General features: G+C 57.2%; 13 protein-coding genes, 2 pseudogenes and 1 other annotated feature. Of the genes and pseudogenes, 4 read left to right on the top strand and 11 right to left on the bottom strand.

Translation table 11 applies throughout. The annotated features are described in order from the left end of the window. Positions 1 to 381: 381 nt before the first annotated feature. Positions 382 to 648 (top strand): annotated as a pseudogene (locus AAFG07_RS31625) (IS30 family transposase); the annotation flags it as partial. A gap of 785 nt (positions 649 to 1,433) precedes the next feature. Further along, positions 1,434 to 1,679, top strand: a pseudogene (locus tag AAFG07_RS31630) (IS3 family transposase); the annotation flags it as partial. A gap of 189 nt (positions 1,680 to 1,868) precedes the next feature. Here AAFG07_RS31630 and AAFG07_RS31635 read toward each other — a convergent pair. Beyond that, positions 1,869 to 3,097, bottom strand: a protein-coding gene (locus AAFG07_RS31635; RefSeq protein ID WP_342723648.1) for an IS3 family transposase whose coding sequence is annotated in 2 segments (ribosomal slippage) — positions 1,869 to 2,809 and positions 2,809 to 3,097 — 1,230 coding nt in all. Because the reading frame shifts where the segments join, the coding sequence is not laid out codon by codon here. Continuing rightward, positions 2,700 to 2,816 (bottom strand) — a sequence feature (AL1L pseudoknot). Its footprint overlaps the gene before it by 117 nt. Positions 3,098 to 4,657: 1,560 nt before the next feature. On the opposite strand from AAFG07_RS31635, the gene AAFG07_RS31640 reads away from it, so the two are divergent. Further along, entirely contained in the window at positions 4,658 to 4,849 is a 192-nt protein-coding gene (locus AAFG07_RS31640) for a hypothetical protein (protein WP_342723649.1), read from the top strand. Positions 4,850 to 5,419: 570 nt separating this feature from the next. Here AAFG07_RS31640 and AAFG07_RS31645 read toward each other — a convergent pair. The 7 genes from AAFG07_RS31645 to AAFG07_RS31675 are packed head-to-tail and all read right to left on the bottom strand — an operon-like array spanning position 5,420 to position 12,904. Beyond that, entirely contained in the window at positions 5,420 to 6,172 is a 753-nt protein-coding gene (locus tag AAFG07_RS31645; RefSeq protein WP_342723650.1) for a hypothetical protein, read from the bottom strand. 12 nt (positions 6,173 to 6,184) lie between these two features. After that, positions 6,185 to 7,339, bottom strand: coding sequence for an alanine racemase (gene alr, locus AAFG07_RS31650; RefSeq protein WP_342723651.1), 1,155 nt, complete (start codon positions 7,337 to 7,339; stop codon positions 6,185 to 6,187). Positions 7,340 to 7,373: 34 nt separating this feature from the next. Beyond that, on the bottom strand, positions 7,374 to 8,438 hold the full coding sequence (locus AAFG07_RS31655; RefSeq protein WP_342723652.1) for an FAD-binding oxidoreductase: 1,065 nt from the start codon (positions 8,436 to 8,438) through the stop codon (positions 7,374 to 7,376). After that, positions 8,435 to 8,776, bottom strand: coding sequence for a cupin domain-containing protein (locus tag AAFG07_RS31660; RefSeq protein ID WP_342723653.1), 342 nt, complete (start codon positions 8,774 to 8,776; stop codon positions 8,435 to 8,437). The genes AAFG07_RS31655 and AAFG07_RS31660 overlap by 4 nt, the downstream gene beginning before the upstream one ends. 49 nt (positions 8,777 to 8,825) lie before the next feature. Beyond that, positions 8,826 to 10,136 (bottom strand): SidA/IucD/PvdA family monooxygenase, encoded by a 1,311-nt coding sequence (locus AAFG07_RS31665; protein WP_342723654.1) that lies wholly within the window; start codon positions 10,134 to 10,136, stop codon positions 8,826 to 8,828. A gap of 24 nt (positions 10,137 to 10,160) precedes the next feature. Continuing rightward, positions 10,161 to 11,378 (bottom strand): MFS transporter, encoded by a 1,218-nt coding sequence (locus tag AAFG07_RS31670; protein ID WP_342723655.1) that lies wholly within the window; start codon positions 11,376 to 11,378, stop codon positions 10,161 to 10,163. Further along, positions 11,375 to 12,904 carry a class I tRNA ligase family protein gene (locus AAFG07_RS31675; RefSeq protein WP_342723656.1) on the bottom strand — a complete coding sequence of 510 codons (1,530 nt, stop codon included), beginning with the start codon at positions 12,902 to 12,904 and terminating at the stop codon, positions 11,375 to 11,377. The genes AAFG07_RS31670 and AAFG07_RS31675 overlap by 4 nt, the downstream gene beginning before the upstream one ends. Positions 12,905 to 13,323: 419 nt before the next feature. On the opposite strand from AAFG07_RS31675, the gene AAFG07_RS31680 reads away from it, so the two are divergent. Beyond that, positions 13,324 to 13,503, top strand: coding sequence for a hypothetical protein (locus tag AAFG07_RS31680; RefSeq protein ID WP_342723657.1), 180 nt, complete (start codon positions 13,324 to 13,326; stop codon positions 13,501 to 13,503). 723 nt (positions 13,504 to 14,226) lie between these two features. Here the strand turns inward: AAFG07_RS31680 and AAFG07_RS31685 are convergent. The 3 genes from AAFG07_RS31685 to AAFG07_RS31695 form a co-directional block, all read right to left on the bottom strand. Continuing rightward, positions 14,227 to 15,060, bottom strand: a complete 834-nt coding sequence (locus tag AAFG07_RS31685) for a YopT-type cysteine protease domain-containing protein (protein ID WP_342723658.1) — start codon at positions 15,058 to 15,060, stop codon at positions 14,227 to 14,229. 319 nt (positions 15,061 to 15,379) lie between these two features. Then, a complete protein-coding gene (locus AAFG07_RS31690) occupies positions 15,380 to 15,634 on the bottom strand; it encodes a hypothetical protein (protein ID WP_342723659.1) in 255 nt (84 codons plus the stop codon). A 397-nt stretch (positions 15,635 to 16,031) separates the two neighbouring features. Then, positions 16,032 to 16,202: a hypothetical protein gene (locus AAFG07_RS31695; RefSeq protein WP_342723660.1), complete on the bottom strand. Its 171-nt coding sequence runs from the start codon at positions 16,200 to 16,202 to the stop codon at positions 16,032 to 16,034. Positions 16,203 to 16,303 lie beyond the last annotated feature (101 nt).

The following is a 16,303-nucleotide window of genomic DNA, read 5'->3' on the forward strand; positions in this document are numbered from 1 at the left end:
GTTTGGATGGTGTTGGAGGGCAAAAAGGACGCCCACCTGGACAGCTCGTCAGTTGGGGCAGTCAACTAAGTGCCATCTAGTGGAAAAGACGTGCAGCTCCTATGCGCTCGACGAAAGCTCTTGCACCATCCCGTCAGTATCGCGGCAGTTAGGAGGATGCTTGGCATCCTTCCGAACGCTCGCAACTCGCCTTTTGCAGATCGCCATGCTCGGCGAGCTATCTCGCCCGCACACGGAATCATCCTCAGTAAACATCGTCGTTTGGCGAGGTCTGACCAAGTAGCAAGATGTCTCCTTCGGCATCGCTTGGCTCAACCGGAAGACGTGGGGAATTGAAAGCTTCGCCGGAGCGATACCGAAGTCTGGGCTCGCGCTTGGCGAAGACGCCGCATCGATGCCGGAGTCCAAGTCTACTTTTGCGATCTGCGAAGTGTGTGGCAGGCGTGGCACCAATGAAAACACCGATGGCTTGCTGCATCAATAGTTCCCGAAAGCCACTGACCTGAGCATCCACAACGCGACGAAATCGCGGCGATAGCAGCCCAAAATGCTCGACCGAGAAAGGCCTTACGCTGGAATACGACGGCAGAGGTGCTTGAGGAATCGCTCCCAGGAGAGAAAATGCCTGATGCAGCGATCATAGATTGAACCCGACCGGTTGATGCGTATCGTCTTGTCGTCCGGGAAGTCGAAGCCTCGGGCAATCTGCTCCGGACTCCAAGCCTTGGCCATCGCCGATCCTTTCGCGGCCCATGCCGGCGCCCGTCCATGGAACGGCGGGACCAGGAACAGCGGGCACCGCTCGCAGCCATAACGACGCCGGCCGGTCGCTGCTCCACATAGGTGCGCAAGATTGTGTTGAGCATGAGCGCAAGCTTTGTCGGCTTGGCCCGACGAACCGATCGCTCTGCATACCATTGCTGTCGATGCACGATACTCTAAGCCACCGCCGCGCGTCGCAGCATTGCGTCGTAGCTCGCGGGAGATGGTCGAGGCGGATCGGCTAAGTCGGGTACGATCTCGCGTCTCGAAAGGCCCTGAACGCGAAGTGGCGCGATCTCCTCACGTTCCGCAAACGAGAGGTACCGGCCGGATGGCTGCTCGGTCGAAGATTTAACGATCGCTGGTGCCACGCCGCCCGCCTGCCGGAACAATCTGGTTCCGACAGGCTGCGACATACCAGCCGATGATGCAGTATCCTTCGCGGGTCATTCCTTGAGCGATCTCTAACCAAAACCGCTGGAGTTCAGATCGCCCCGCTACTGCTGGCCGTCCCGGTGGCGGCAGCGGCGCTCGTCCAGAACGATGCGATCGCCGCTTTCGAATGTCTATCGCGACCTGCTTCGTTCAGGAGTTGCGACGACCGCATGAAATCCGCCCAATCTGCCTCACACGACTAGCGCGCAGCCGTCTGGGCCGCCGACATTACCACATCGATGAGTCGCAAAGCTGATTTCTTCGATAATGCCCCGATTGAGAGCTTCTTCCACAGATTAAAGACCGAACTGGTTCATCATCGCAAATACTTGACGCAGGCCGAGGCCGCACGGGATGTCTTCGCCTTCATTGAAGATTTCTTTAACCGAACTTTGCTTCGTTCCGATCGGAATATCTCCGATCGAGATGGAGGTAAAATCCGCTTAAATCCGTCCACTTTTTCGGGGGAAGATCATCGGTAAACGACCTGCTGACGCTCTTGCATCGGACAGCTCCTGGCTCTCGAGCCTACTACGGATGTCCGCCAATTCGGAGGAGGTTCAGGCTGCGACAGCGGCAGGCTGATCACATTGACGAGCAGAAGCACTTCGGGCGGCACAAATGCTGTCAAGTGAACCGTCCCGGGTTTGCAGGAGGCCATTTGGTTTAAGTTATGCCGCCATGGCCGATTGTTCCAGCATGGCGTAGTAGCGTTGCTCGGCTTCGGCCGGCGGGATGTTTCCGATGGGCTCCAGGAGCCGCCGGTTGTTGAACCAGTCGACCCATTCGAGAGTGGCGAACTCGACGGCCTCGAAGTTGCGCCATAGTCCGCGCCGATGGATCACCTCGGCTTTGTAAAGACCGTTGATGGTTTCGGCGAGAGCGTTGTCATAGGAATCTCCGACACTACCGACAGAAGGTTCGATGCCAGCCTCAGCCAGGCGCTCGGTATACTTGATCGAGAAGTATTGGCTGCCCCTGTCGCTATGGTGCACGAGTCCGCAGCGATGGACCGGCCGTCGATCATGCAGAGCCTGCTCCAGCGCATCGCGCACGAAGCCTGCATGCGCTGTACGTGAGGCCCGCCAGCCAACGATCCTGCGGGCGTAGGCGTCGATGACGAAGGCGACGTAGACAAAGCCGGTCCAGGTCGCGACATAGGTGAAGTCGGAGAGCCAGAGGACGTTTGGCTTTGGCGCCTTGAACTGGCGGTTGACGTGATCGAGCGGGCATGGCGCGGCCTTGTCGCTAATCGTGGTCTTGACAGGCTTGCCGCGGATCACCCCTTGCAGACCCATGTCCCGCATCAATCGAGACACCGTGCAACGGGCAACATCGAAGCCTTCGCGCTTGAGCTGCCGCCAGACCTTGCGCACGCCGTAGACAGAGAAGTTCTGATCGAACACCCGCCGAACCTCGATCTTCAGGGCAGCATCCTGCCTGGCGCGCGCCGACAGATTTGCCGGATCGCGCCGCTTGGCGACATGGGCGTGGTAGGTCGAGGGGGCGATCGGCAAGACCTTGCAGATCGGCTCGACCCCATGCGCCCCACGATGTTCGTCGATGAAGGCGATCATGGCTTGGACCGGCGGTCGAGCTCCGCCGTCGCAAAATAGGCGCTGGCCTTGCGCAGGATCTCGTTGGCCTGCCGAAGCTCCCGGTTCTCCCGCTCGAGCGCCTTCAGCTTCTCCGCCATGTCGGTCGGAACGCCGGCCCGCTGCCCGCTGTCAATCTCAGCCTTCTTGACCCAGTCATGCAGCGTCTGCGGCGTGCAGCCGATCTTGGCCGCAATAGAGGTCACCGCCGCCCAGCGCGAGGGATGCTCGCTGGCGTGATCCAGAACCATCCGAACCGCACGGGCTCGGACTTCGGGTGAAAACTTGTTCGTCGTCTTGCTCATAAGGGCTCCACCTTCTCAAGAGTTGGAGCCTCCGGCAATCCCGGAGCGGTTCACAAGCTTCGGTTCAGAGCTCCCACTCCGCGGGCTGCTTGTCAGCTCCTGGACAGCTAGTGCAGCCAGAGTAGCGTCTAGGACGTATGGGATACGAGCAGCACAGGAGACTTTGGTGGATCCCTTCTTTAATTTCGATCCAGCCGCATACTTTGCCATGGTGGCGCAGCAGCAAGCGGGGCAGGCGGAGCAAGCAGAGGAGGCTGCGCAAGACGACTTTGAGCAGCACCTCGAAGATGCGGGCCAGCCGGACGCTCCGGACCATGGGAGGCGGTATAGGGCAGCGCCTGGAGACGAGGACCTTATCAAAAGCGTGGTCAATGATCAGAGAGCGGGCCTATCGAGTAGCACCGTACAGAGCGACAGCACGAGTCTCCGTAGGCTATCTGAAGCGATTTACGACCGTCACGGGCAGACTCTCTCTGGGCTCAGCAATGAGACGGCGAAGGCTTATGCTGAGCAACTATTCCCGGGCGACGACTGGATTAAACGCGCGGTGTCCGCGCTTGAGCGATACCGTATGGGGCAATCAAGATATGGAAGCGCCCCCGGAGACGATGACCTCATCAAGAGGGCGAGTGATGCGGCTCGCGGTGCGCAGCGCGGGGGGATATTTAGGAGGCTTTCGGGTAACAGCATAAAAAACAACATTTCAGGTCTCCGTAAGCTATCGAAAGCGCTTCACGAGCATCGAGGGTTGTCTCTCTCTGCGCTGAGCGATGAGACGCTGCAGGACTATTTTAAGGAGTGGTACCAACGTGACACCAACATTTCGGGGGGGCTGGCCATGCTTAGGCGGTACCGTGCCACTCTGGGAGAGGGGACCTCGGGCGCTGCGGAGGGGAGCTCTAGTCAGCCAGCGCATGAGCCAGCCTCGCCAGAGCGTGAGCCGCCTCCGTCGCGGGTGTCGAGCTACAACCAGGACGAGCTTTGGGACGCCGCTGGTATGGCGCAGCCAGCGCCATTCATAGCGGATCCAGCGCCGCCCAATTACGATTATCCGGGCTTTGGGGCAGTCGATCAAAGAGAGCCGGCCGGGAGTTGGAGGGCCTATTCGCCGAACCTTTGGCGGGGAATGGAAACGCCTTCGCCAACGCCAAGCGTCAATCAGCCAGAGCCATCGTGGCAGCAAAGCGCGGAAGCAGCGATTTTGGGAGGAGGCTATATGCCTTACGCGCCGCCTCCCGTGCCAGACTTAAACATCTACGTCCCGGGCTGGCGACACGGCAACCAACGGGCGCCTGAGGAACTCATGCGCGGAATGCACTACATGGGCGTGCTGCCGAGCGAGTCTCGGCCGCAGACCAGTTTCACCATTGACGGCGTGCCCTACACCGCGACCTTGGGGCGGTCGGGTCGGCGAAACGATATTCGGGTCGCACGAAACGAGTGATTGCCGCGCTATAAAGAGGAAAGAAGTAGAAGTTGCGTCTGCTCTCGATGAGAGCCGACGTCGCCTTGGCCAACGAGCGACGCGTTGCGCGCCACCTTGGAGAGCTCTCCGCGACAATGCGCTTCCTCCTCGTCCACAACCGCGGGCGCTCGCCTGCAATCTCCTCGACGCAAATGATCGCAACCATCTTGCTGCCAGGCAGCAAGATGGCATTCGCGATCATTCCACTCCACCGATCCCGCTGCACGTTTGGCGTCGAGCACTTCGGCGGCGAAGCCCGCGAGACGGATCTACTTGAGACCGCGTGACCGACAGCGCCCGAGCAGCGACGGCAGACGTATTTCGGGCTGTTCGACGGTACAACTTGGTTGACCTCGTTAGCCACCTACACGCCGCCTAAACCCGTCCATTTTTTTGGGAGAAGATCAAAACCTCTCCAGCCCATGCCGCTGGCGGTGCAAAGACCCGTCAGCTTCTCGACAGCCGGCTCTTTTACATTGGAGCAATTCGACAGATACCGCGGGCGCTGAACCTTGTTTCAATGGGAGACTGGGTATGGATTTCAATTCAATCAGCCGGGCAAGCCAGCAATTTGACAGCACGAGCCCGCAAGGTAGCTCACCAGCGGATCCTGCGGTTGAGCGCGTTGGGGATAGCAGGGTCGTCCGACAGGGCGGGCAATCCGCAGGACAGCGCGTCGCCGGATGACACTGATTCAGTCGTCCATAAAAAAGTGGACCGCGACTCGCTGGTACGCGATGTGGCCCTTGAACTGGCGGTCCAGGCCCAGGGAGCCGGGCCATCGTCGCCCGTCGGGCCTTTGCGCCATAGCCAGGTTTTCGGATGATTTTCGACGTGACACTGTCAATAGCTTAGATCTAGCTTCCTGGGGCGCGGTTGGCATTATCCTGACTACCGTATCCAGGATTACTCTTTTTGAAATGGAGGAAGTGACAGACATCATAGCACTCAGCATTGCTTAAGCGGAAGCCACGGGCCGATATGCGACTCTCCAGAAAGAACGGATCGAAAGCGAACGCCTGGAAACCGTTGGAGCAGTCTAAGCGGACATAGTCATCGGTACGCACTACACCCTGAACGGAGATGCCACAAAGATCATAGTATTCGAGGCGCGCAACCGTTGCCGTCTCGCTCGTTGAAAAGAGCGACAAAGCAAGATCAAAGGGCACTTGGCAGACCCGTGTGAGAAACTCCATTGGCGCATCCATCGTACCGAGAAAATTGAATGGCAATATGCAGAGTACACGCCCGTCATATCGGATCATTATCTCATTGATCAGCCGTGTTCTTTTGAAGAATCTGTTAGCCTCACATCGGATAACCGCTCCGCGCCCATTTTTTAACCGCCGTGCACGAGGTGGGTTTATATCGATGCCAAGATAATCATTGTAATCGCTTTTGACGCCGATCAGGCGATAGCCACTACAACCCACCTCAATGATCAAATCGTATCGGCTCGCGCGCAGGAGATCGCGATAGAAGCGTCTCTCATATTCATGGAACCGACGCACCTTGGCGGTGAAGTGGTTCGGACACATGAGACGCATGCCTGCGTCGCCGAGATAGATCGCTCGATTGACTTGCTCCGACTGGTCGACGGAGGAGTTCACCGTTGCCTCACATCATTTCGCTGAAACATAAAGTTTGCAGCACCGCCGCCCAATTGCTGTGGTCAATTCATCGCTCAGCATTTTCGCGGCTGACGCCATATCTCCCACGGTTTGCTCGGGGCAGATCAGGTCGACCAAGCTGCCCGGCGCCGTCCAACTCTCGGGCAGATCAGTTACGTCAACAGTCATAAGATCCATCGAAACGAAGCCGACGATTGGCACACGCGTACCACATATAAATGCATACCCTCGATTGCCCAGAATGCGCGGGAACCCATCTCCGTAACCGATGGAGGCGGTCGCGACACGCATCCGCCTCCTCGCGCGGTAGGATCCGTAATATCCGATCGCTTCCCCATGCTTTACCTTGCGGCATTGAATGATTTGCGTTCGCAGACGAACAACTTGCGACGGCTTGAAGCAGGGATCATCGGACGTTGAAAGGCCGAAAATCCCTCCACCGGACCTTATGAGGTCAAAATGAAATTCACATCCGGCGAATAGACCGGCCGAGTTCGACAATGAAAGAATAGCTTTCGGGAACAAATAGGTAAGTTTGCGGAACCGCTTCAACTGCCGAAGACTGATCTCGTTTCGCCACTCGGCACAGGCGAGCTGACTCATGAACAACCTTATAGGCAATTCCGACAGCCCGTCTTCATTCTCGGCGATTGCCTGCAACTCATCAATCGCAAAACCCAGTCGAGACAGGCCGGTGTCGACATGGATACCTGCTGGCAACGCGCGATTGCGAAGTCGGCAATGCCGAAGCCAGGCTTCCAGTTGTTCTCTGCTGTTGAGAATCGGCAACAAGTCATGCTGCTCGGCCAACAGCTCCATACCTGACATAACGCCGTGGAGCATGTAGATCTTTGCAGATGACGGCAGCACATCGCGCAGCGCAATGCCTTCCTCCAGATCAGCTACAAAAAAATGCGTACAGCCAAGGTGTGCAAGGAAGGGCGCTATGCGCGCCGCGCCAAGACCGTACGCGTCAGCCTTGACAACTGCGCCGCAGGCGCTGTTTGGCGCAAGCGCCTGACACTTCCGATAATTGGATTGAATGGCGCTGAGATCAACAATCATGGTCGATCTTGAGCTGTCGCGACAACCGGTATCTGCAAATTTGTGAGAGAAGTTGACTTCGATATCCCCTGTATCTGGCATGGTCCCCCTCTTGTCACGGTGATTGACACGGCGACTACGGCGCATACAGGGAACGTATCGCCTGTTCCGCACAAGCGGGCCCAAAGCGAAACCCATTACCTGCTCCACCCCCAATGACGTACAGACCGGCGACATTGCTAGCTGGCCGGGAGAACGGGACGCCATCGTCAGAATAGCAGTCGCAGAACACACGCGCTGAGGCCACCGCGGGCACGTCCGAGGAGAACCATTTTGCCAGGATTGCGGTGGCGCGCACGAGATCATCCGGACTGACATGCAGCCCATCGGCGTCGGGCTTCACATCCCATTCCTGCGAGGTAAAGCTGAACAACCAATATCCCTCCTCGATCATGGGAATGAGGAAAGCGTAGTCATCGAGCAAGCCGATCATTGGACACGTTGGGGTGGGGCGCGCCGCCAAGTGAAGCGCGACCACCTTTTTAACTCGCAATCGCGGCTCCTCTGCGAGAAGCTCACGCAAGGGCGAATCGGGTAGCCAGGGACCAATTGCCAGGATGGCCCGCCTCGCCGTGATTTCGCCACGATCAGAGGTTTGGAGACGAAGATTGCTTCGCCCCTGCCGTATCCTTTCAATAGGTGTCCTTTCGCATATCGAAATACCGACGGCCTTGAGCCTTTGGGCCAGATCCTGAACAATGAAATTCACTGGACTGTAAGAACCCCGATCCAGTGCCACAGCCATACCGTCGGGGATCACAAAACGGGACAGCGAGGAAAGCCTCTCGGTCAGCGCAAAAGAAGTTGATGGGGTAGTACCGCCCACGCTACTCAGTCGGGCGAGTTGGTTGGGAGTGCGCGTCAACCAATACACGTCACAGTCTCGGCCGTTGCGCCAAAGCCCATGGGGATAGATCCCTCGCCAGAATTTCGAACCACGATTGACGAGGCTTCTTTCCTTTTCATTGCGACAGATGTTGACCTGGATTCCGGGAGCAAACCCACTGGCACCTGCCCCAACGGTATCTCGTTCGAAGATGACGATTCTTTCCCGCGGACTATTGCGCGCTGCCATGAAGGCGGCACTTAGGCCCATGACGCCGGCGCCGATGACGGCAAGATCACAAATCCCGTCGGTCATCGAGCTTCTTTCCAGGAGATGGACAAAGCGCTCAACACTTCACTGCCGCGATTTTCTAAATGATGGGTTCGACCAGGCTGCAGAAACACCAGGTCTCCTGCCGTGACCACCAACGAACCATCGTCAGTTATCACCCGACCGTGGCCGCTCGTGATGCGCCAGATCTCGCTTGACGGATGGGAATGAGGCGTCGACACCGCAAGCGGATCCAGCTGGAATTCGATGAGATCGACCGGACAAGCGGTCTCAAGATCAGCTATTTCTTCGACGTGCTGCATCAATACACCAGGGCTATAGACCGTCATGTCGCCCAGGGTCATCAACCGCGCATTCTTCATAGTGTACTCCGAATGAACATAGGGTGGCGGCGGCATGCTGCCGAGTTTTTCAACACGAACCCTCGAAGCCAACGCTACTCCACTTGACGACGCCCGTTGCAGGTCGACAATCGTAAACGACGCGGCCGACGATAGAATTGAGGATCGTTGAAGCGCGCCAAGGAACCAAGCTCAGATTTGTATCAGCGATGCCATGTTGAAAGCGCGCGCCATTCTGCACGTACAAGCGACATTCTTCGGGGCCATCAAAACGAGCCGAAAAGTCCGGCTCGACCACGATCTCCTGAGAGCCACCGGGAGCACTCACGACCGTGAGCCGGCTTGCGATCGGCTCCAGAAGCGAAGGGATTTCGGTGCGGTAGCCTGTGGCTAAGACGACAATATCCGCGACATGTTCTGAACAAACGCCTGTCGTTCGCTGACGCAAGCCCAAGCGAAAGGGAGATAAGCCGCGCAAGTCCTCGGCCGTGGTGTCGACGCGTATTTCCACGTGATTCGGGTAAGCCCGCCCATGAACCTCCCGATCGTACAGCGCGTTGTAGATAGCGCGAAGCGTCGAGCTGTTGACGCCATCGCTGGCCAATGACTGTCGCTCCAGAATTTGAGTTCGCGTGGAGTCACTTTGCTCAAAAAACCAACCACCATATTGCGGAAAGAACCATTCATTGACGAAAGGACTATCTTCGAGCGCGAATATGTTTGCGCGGCGCGTCACCCATGCCAGGGTCCCCAGCGCGCCGCATGCACCACTCAGCAGATGAAGAAATGCTTCGGCCCCGCTTTGGCCGCCGCCGACGACCACAACGCGCTTGCTCGACAATTCGCGGCGCTGGAGAAGAAGGGCGCTCGCGTGAAACACCTCGTTTGACGGTGCATTCCGGCCCCAATCAGGAATAGACGGCACTCTACCCACGCCAAGCACCGTCGTTGATGTTTGGTATCTGCGGCGACTGGTTATGACCTCAAAGGAGTTGCCACGGAGTTCGAGAGCAATAACATGTTCGCCAAATCGAATGTTCGTCAGCTTTTTCGCTGCCCATCGCAAATAATCTTCAAATTCACTCCGGCTAACCCGCTCGAGTCCACGGACAATGGCTTGATAAAGTCGTCTTTGATCATGCAAATAGGCGAGAAAGCTGTATGCGCTCGTCGGATCCGCCGGTGTGACCAGGTCCTTTAACGGGCTGGTTTGCATCACGGCCCCCCCTATGAGCAGGCCTGGATGCCACTGAAGCGTCTCTGACCTTTCCAGGATGTGCAAGGACATTTTCGGGATCGGCGCCGCGAGCGCTGCCAAGCTTAGATTCGACGGCCCGGCACCGATCGCGATTACGTCACAGCTACCGCCGTCCTTCAGCATCCCATGATCCCTAAACGGAGCCACTCAATGCTCCCCGCTGGTTGAGAAGACTTGAGTTGTAAGAAGTACGCCATTGGCGACGATAAGCATGATCATGCTCATCAGCAGATAATCGAAGCTGCCGGCTTTCACGATCTCCGCGGCGATGTATGGAAATCCGAATAGGCCGATGAAGTAGGAAAGTGTGAAGACCTGAGAAGCAATGGCCAACGATGTCCCATCATTACCTGCAATGTGAACAACCATACTGTTCAATGTCGAGTAGCTGAGACCATATCCCAGCGCGAACATCGTTGTCCCGAGGATATAGGTTGCCGTATTACCTGCATTCACGAAGAGGATGACCAGTCCCGCGATAGTGCACACAATGAGAAGCGCGGCCACGCGCTCGAGGCGAAACTTTCCGATTACCGGCGCCACTGCAAACCGCAAGAAGACGGCTGTCAGCGTGAAGACCAGAAAGAATGTATCGGGAGATTGCGCTCGCGACGCAGCGTAAAGCGCTTGGAACGTTGAAAGACCCGCGAAAACGCAGGCCCCGACGCCGATCATGATTATCGGATAGCGCGTGTTCGATTTAAGGATTCCCAGCACGCCTTCGAATGTAAGTCGTACGGTCGGCATTTTGATCCGGGGAGCTTGCGCCAGTGCCCCACCGGCGAACGCCAAAAGCGTCGTCCCAACGAGACATGCGACGGCAAAGAAAGCGTAAACTGCAATGTAGGATCCAGCCACTTCCGCAATGGCGCGTGCGAGGGGGGCAGCAAGCCCGATGCCCAGCATTTGAGATCCGGAAAGCAACGTAAGATACTTGAGACGGGCGTCAGCTCGCACGTGGCACAAGACTTGAAGAGGCGCCAGTATGTAGAACACTGACCATCCAACGCCGAGAAAAAGCCCGCCGATGTAAGCGAAGAGCGTCAGAATTGATGCTGATGCGAAACAACTCATCGCTATCGCCATCATCGCCGCTGCAAGGGTGATCGTTCGCATCATGCCCAGTACATCGGCAATGCGGCCAGCTACAAGCGAACAGAGTATTGTCGCGACGGTACCGGTCGAAATGACGGCGCCGGCGGTCGTGGCACTTTGTCCAATGGACCGCAGGGCGTCCACGAGAAAGAAACTCGAGCCATAGGATGCCGCCAGGCTGATGCTACCAAGCATGAAGGGGATTGAGACTTCCGACGAGACAGCGTTGGGCAATTCTTCGACCGGAACGATGTTCGTGGCCGGTGTCATGCCGCGATCTTCCCGGGAAGGCATCGATCAACATCTGCGGCCGCTAACCTGCTCCCGTTGAGTTTCGGCACTGTTCCGCTTCGCTGGGTTGAAGGCCTCGAAGCGCATGCGGCAAGGGGATGTCCGCTATGACCGAGCCAGTGCCATACAGCTTGCGTTATCGTTGGCATCAGAGGCCAGGCCAGTATGCTAAACCCCATCAACCATGTGTAAGCCGTCTGAAGGTCCGGCGCGGCACCGACATAATCGACCCATTCGACAACCGATATCGATGCTTGGGATACTCGCAGATGGTCCAGCGAAAGGGCGGTACATTGTTTCTCATAGAGCCGATCCAGCGTGATCATCATCGCAGCATCTACGTAACAGCTGGTGAGAGCCGGCACGCCGTTTATGGACTTGGTGCAACGGTCGATGGCTGCAGATATCTTATCGACAATTGCGTTGTAACGATCGGCCAACTGCTCCGACACCAAATCGGTCTCGGTCTCTTCCGGGCAAATTTCCGACAGGTACACCCGAAGAACATCGACAGATATGTGCGGAATTCGAGCGATTTCACCTACCCAGATCACGTGACCGCGACTGGTGGAGAACTTCGATCCGTTCAGCCGAAGGAAGTGATTAAAGAAAACTCGATCAAACGGGCGAAACGAGTTCTGCCCCAACGCACATCCTGTAACTCCGACAAGCATCGGAATCGTGTTATCTATACCTGTAGCGCTAATGAGGAACGCATCGGACTCGCGGGAAAACGGACTCGGCTTGCCGGAGCCTTCCGTGTCTTTATGCCCGCAATAGAGCGAATGAGCGTAGAGTAACGAGGAATAGCTAAACAATATCTGCTGCGTATTGCAATGCGACGAATTCCAAGCCAATCCATGCAGTCCCGGTACGGTCACCCGCATTTGCTGTCCTGTGCGTGCGACATACCGCTTCCCTATGTCCAGGAAGCAAGCTTCGATGGCCGTGTCCTCCCATTCCCGTCGGAGACGGTCGTTTCCCGAAATTGAGAGAAAGGCGGAGATGTTGTCCGTCCATTCTACGATCCGCCCTCGCCTCGATACTGGGCTCAACGCGTCCTCGGGCTCGAAATGATGGCCACAGTGTTCGCAGAAGAAGCTACCCGCAGACGCTTCACAAACCGGACAGGTTGCACCAAACCAGCCTCCAATACAGAAGCGCTCCTCTCGTGGCATGGCCGTGGAAACCGCATCGTCCATTGGTAAGCGTACTGGGCGGAAATGTAGCGCGCCGGCTGCAAGCAAAGCGCCCATGAGCGCGTTGCTTACATTCGAGAATCGTTGCAGATTCCCGCCATACGCCGGATCATCGAAATGATCGAAAACGAGACCTAGTGAGGCAAGATCTTCCACAATTTTGATATGGAAGCCATGTGCCAGGTCCGATGGGTCAACTTTCTCACGAGCCGCTCGGACCAGGACATGGTTCTCGAAACCGTCCGTCGTCAGCCCAGAGCGGACATGATGCCCTGCCCTCTTCAGGTGCTTCTGTACGACATCCATTCTAAGGAATGGCCCGGCAGCGTGCCCGAGATGTGCTCTGCCATTGGCTGTCAAGTTGACGGGCGAGATGTACACATCGATCGGATGCGTGTTCGCTACATTTATCCGCGAGATGGTTGGACTTCTTCTCATATCTGTACAAAAAAGGTCCTTGAACACAGAGATACCCAAACAGATGCCCCGGACACCACCAAAACGCAGGCGGCTTGACGGAGTTGTGGACGCAATCGGGTTGCGTATTCCAAACCGGGCTCCACAGTTCGTCGAAAGCCTTTAGCACTCTGTTTGAGGTTTTCGAGCAGCCGCCCCTCTTCGGCTAAATTCTTGACGAATAGCTCTACCGCAGCTCGCGACATGGCCAATCTCCCCGCCTCTGCCCAATGAGGCCAATTATCCACCTCCCTTGAAAGCCATCGACGATGACGCCGCGAACAAAGCAAGCAGCGCGCCAAGATGAAACTCCCGATTTTGCGCTTGGTCTGGACCTGCGTATCGTCGGCTTTCCGACGTTGGTCGCGAACCTGACAAGCGGCTCGGTAAAGGCGGATGAGAGCTCGTTGCTCCCAGAACGGCCGATCGGCAGCAATGCCGGAAACTGACGGTTCAGTATGCCGGACCAACCGGCCTCATCGTGCACCGTGAAGTCGAGGTCTTTCGAGTACCGCCAGGTCTCGAAGAACCACTTCTCGTGACTCGTTTCGCCATCGAATGTCTAGCTTTCGGCGAGATCCCCGTTGGCATAGCTGCCGACGAACATCCAGCCAAGGAAATAATCCTTCGATGACGTGCGGCATGAGCAATGTCTGCATGGTGAAGTCAGCCGCGCGCGGCTGACTCGACGAGCGCGGCGCCGTCTGACGAGCGAACCCGACCTAGCCGGGACCGTCTCCCGCCAAAGGTTACCGGTCCGGTGAGTTGTTCATTCATATTATCGCAGTTGAAAGCCACGGACGGGCGTCGTCGCTCGTACGCATCGTGACGAGCGTGAGCTACGCAGGCTGACGTAGCCGACATCTGGCAGCGTGAGCAACGTGTATGAAGAGCGCCCGGAAGAGAAGAGCAGGCGATCTTGCAAACTCTCGGCGCCTCGCCACACAACTTTCCGAGGGCCCTCGTCAAGCCCACGCTCTAACATCTTCAGGGCTGCGGTGAGCTCCAGGATCGGTATATCTAGCGCACTTTAGCGGCGGCACAATCGGCCTTCGCGGCCGACGGTGTTGCACCCTAGAGCCGATGCGAACGTTCTCAGTCTCGATCGCCGCCGCTCCGCCAGAGGATCCGCGCGTGGACATCGGCAAGGTACGTCAGACGTGCCGAAACACTCAGATTATCTTCTGTGTGGCGACCGTCGATATATCATATCCGTTCAGGTTACTGTAGCGGTCGGCGAGACTTTTTAACAGCTCACCCAACTGATCTGACCGAACAGTGAATTCTCCATAGTTGGGATCAAAGAGGGTCGTCGTTCCATTCGACGTCGACGTTGCCAATGTGTGTGCGCCACGTCCGGCGAACCGCAAGCCGAGCAGATAGATCGATGGGTCTTCGGTGACTTCGTCCACTATCTGGGCAATGCGCGAAGATGTACCAAACCTATACCGCGTCTGGTCGACGGATGGATCCAAGCCCGCCTCGCGTAGCATTGTAATTGTTGCCCGAAGGTTGTGAGAACCTCCCGCCCTATCGCTTCGCAGCTGCGTATTGAGATCTTCATACCGCTGCTGCCGCGTTGCCGCTGAGGCGTGGCTTTGAGCACCCGGGCGCAGCGCACGCATTCGGGAGGAGGGACTGCGATCGAGATTGAGGAGCCACTCCGCAGACAGACCAACGCAGATACCGTTGACATTGGCCCCGGGCAATTCAGCAGTCCTGTATTGGAACAGGGGACGGATCGGCCTGGCCGGAGAGGAGGGATTTGAGTTGGAGGACAGAGAGGATGTGCTGGGGTTTGAGGAGCCTGGACTGTAAACGTTTGCATCTGAGGTATGTGGCTTGCTGCAGCAGATCCCCATTTTGTCGTACAGCTCCTCAGGTGCCAGGATCTCGCGTTGCGCGAGATCCGTAAGTGCTTGCGAAAAGTTGCTACTGTCTGGCGACTGACCCAGTTCGTCAGCATGATCGATACGTATCGATTGGCTACTAACACGATTATCCATGGCGGCTGCCTCTTGGGCGTACGTTTCCTCAGAGCGGGTGCGGACTGCTTGCGCCCTGCCCGCAAATGATATTGCGGCTAGCTGACGACGAGCTGACGAGCAAACAAGTTTGGACATGCTGTCGCACCCATGCAGGCGATCTGGCGAGTCGGCCGTTTTTACTCACCGAGCCCCGCTCCAGACGCGAGGGCGGTGGGCGACGTGCTTGTAGCTCTTGGAAGGTGGCCGGCCATCGGCCTTGGTGAGACGCTGCCGTTGTCCCCGGACCGATGTTCAGCACGATTTCGCAAACACTGGCGTCAATTCCTCCAAGACCAACTCAATCTATCGTTCCGTCCACTGGAATTGGCCGCACCTGGCATATGAGACATCTCTTGAACCGGTTCAGGTACACAGTCAGCGCCTCCTGCTCGGCAGCAGTGATTTTACGCTTCAGAACCCCTGTACGTTGTTGACAGGCGGTAGAACCCGACATGTCCGCTGGTGGCGCGACCTTCCGGCGGTCGCCGAACCGATGTTTCTGCACGTGCTCGGCCTCATCTTTGGCGCGGATATCGTTGGCCCAACTCATCATGCGGTCGCGCTCATCCGCGCAAACAACGTTGCCGCTTCGGATGGTCCTAGCCCGACGATGCCTACAAAACTCGGCGGGGGCATTGGAATGTCCTGATGAGTGGGTCTCCACAGGTGCAGGCAATACCGGCTGTTATTCACATATTGCGAATGTCGCGGATGCAGTTGCATTACACACTCCTCCTCATCCCAGAACAGGTTTTTGACGAAGCACATCTCTTCCCAGTTCGGACAACGCCGCGGCGTCGAGACAGCGACATGCTCCCAGCCAGGACGGAGTAATCCACTGATCTTCAATTCGCACCCGCAAGGCCCCTGCACAAAGAACAGGCCGCAAGGGCCTGATCCCGGAACGCTGGCGAACTGGCCGCATTGTACGCGGCCGGCCTCCAGCTTCTCTATGATCTGCGCTCGCACGCCCCCTCCTTTGCCTCGCGGATCGCTTTGAAGTCGACGTAGATGACGTTGTCTCGCAGCTGGTTAACCGGCGCCAGCACGGTCGTCAGCGCAGCGTTCCCATACCACTCTTCAGCGAACCATCTGCTGAGAAAACCGCAGATGTCCATCATCACTTGTTCTCCTACCATTAGTTTTCGGACGTTCACTTCGCGTTTCAGGGACCCGACGAACGCTCTCACGAACCCCTGATTGCCCGAATGCGGGCCCTGCA

Origin of the sequence: Bradyrhizobium sp. B097 (assembly GCF_038957035.1) — a bacterium.
Taxonomy (GTDB): Bacteria; Pseudomonadota; Alphaproteobacteria; order Rhizobiales; family Xanthobacteraceae; genus Bradyrhizobium.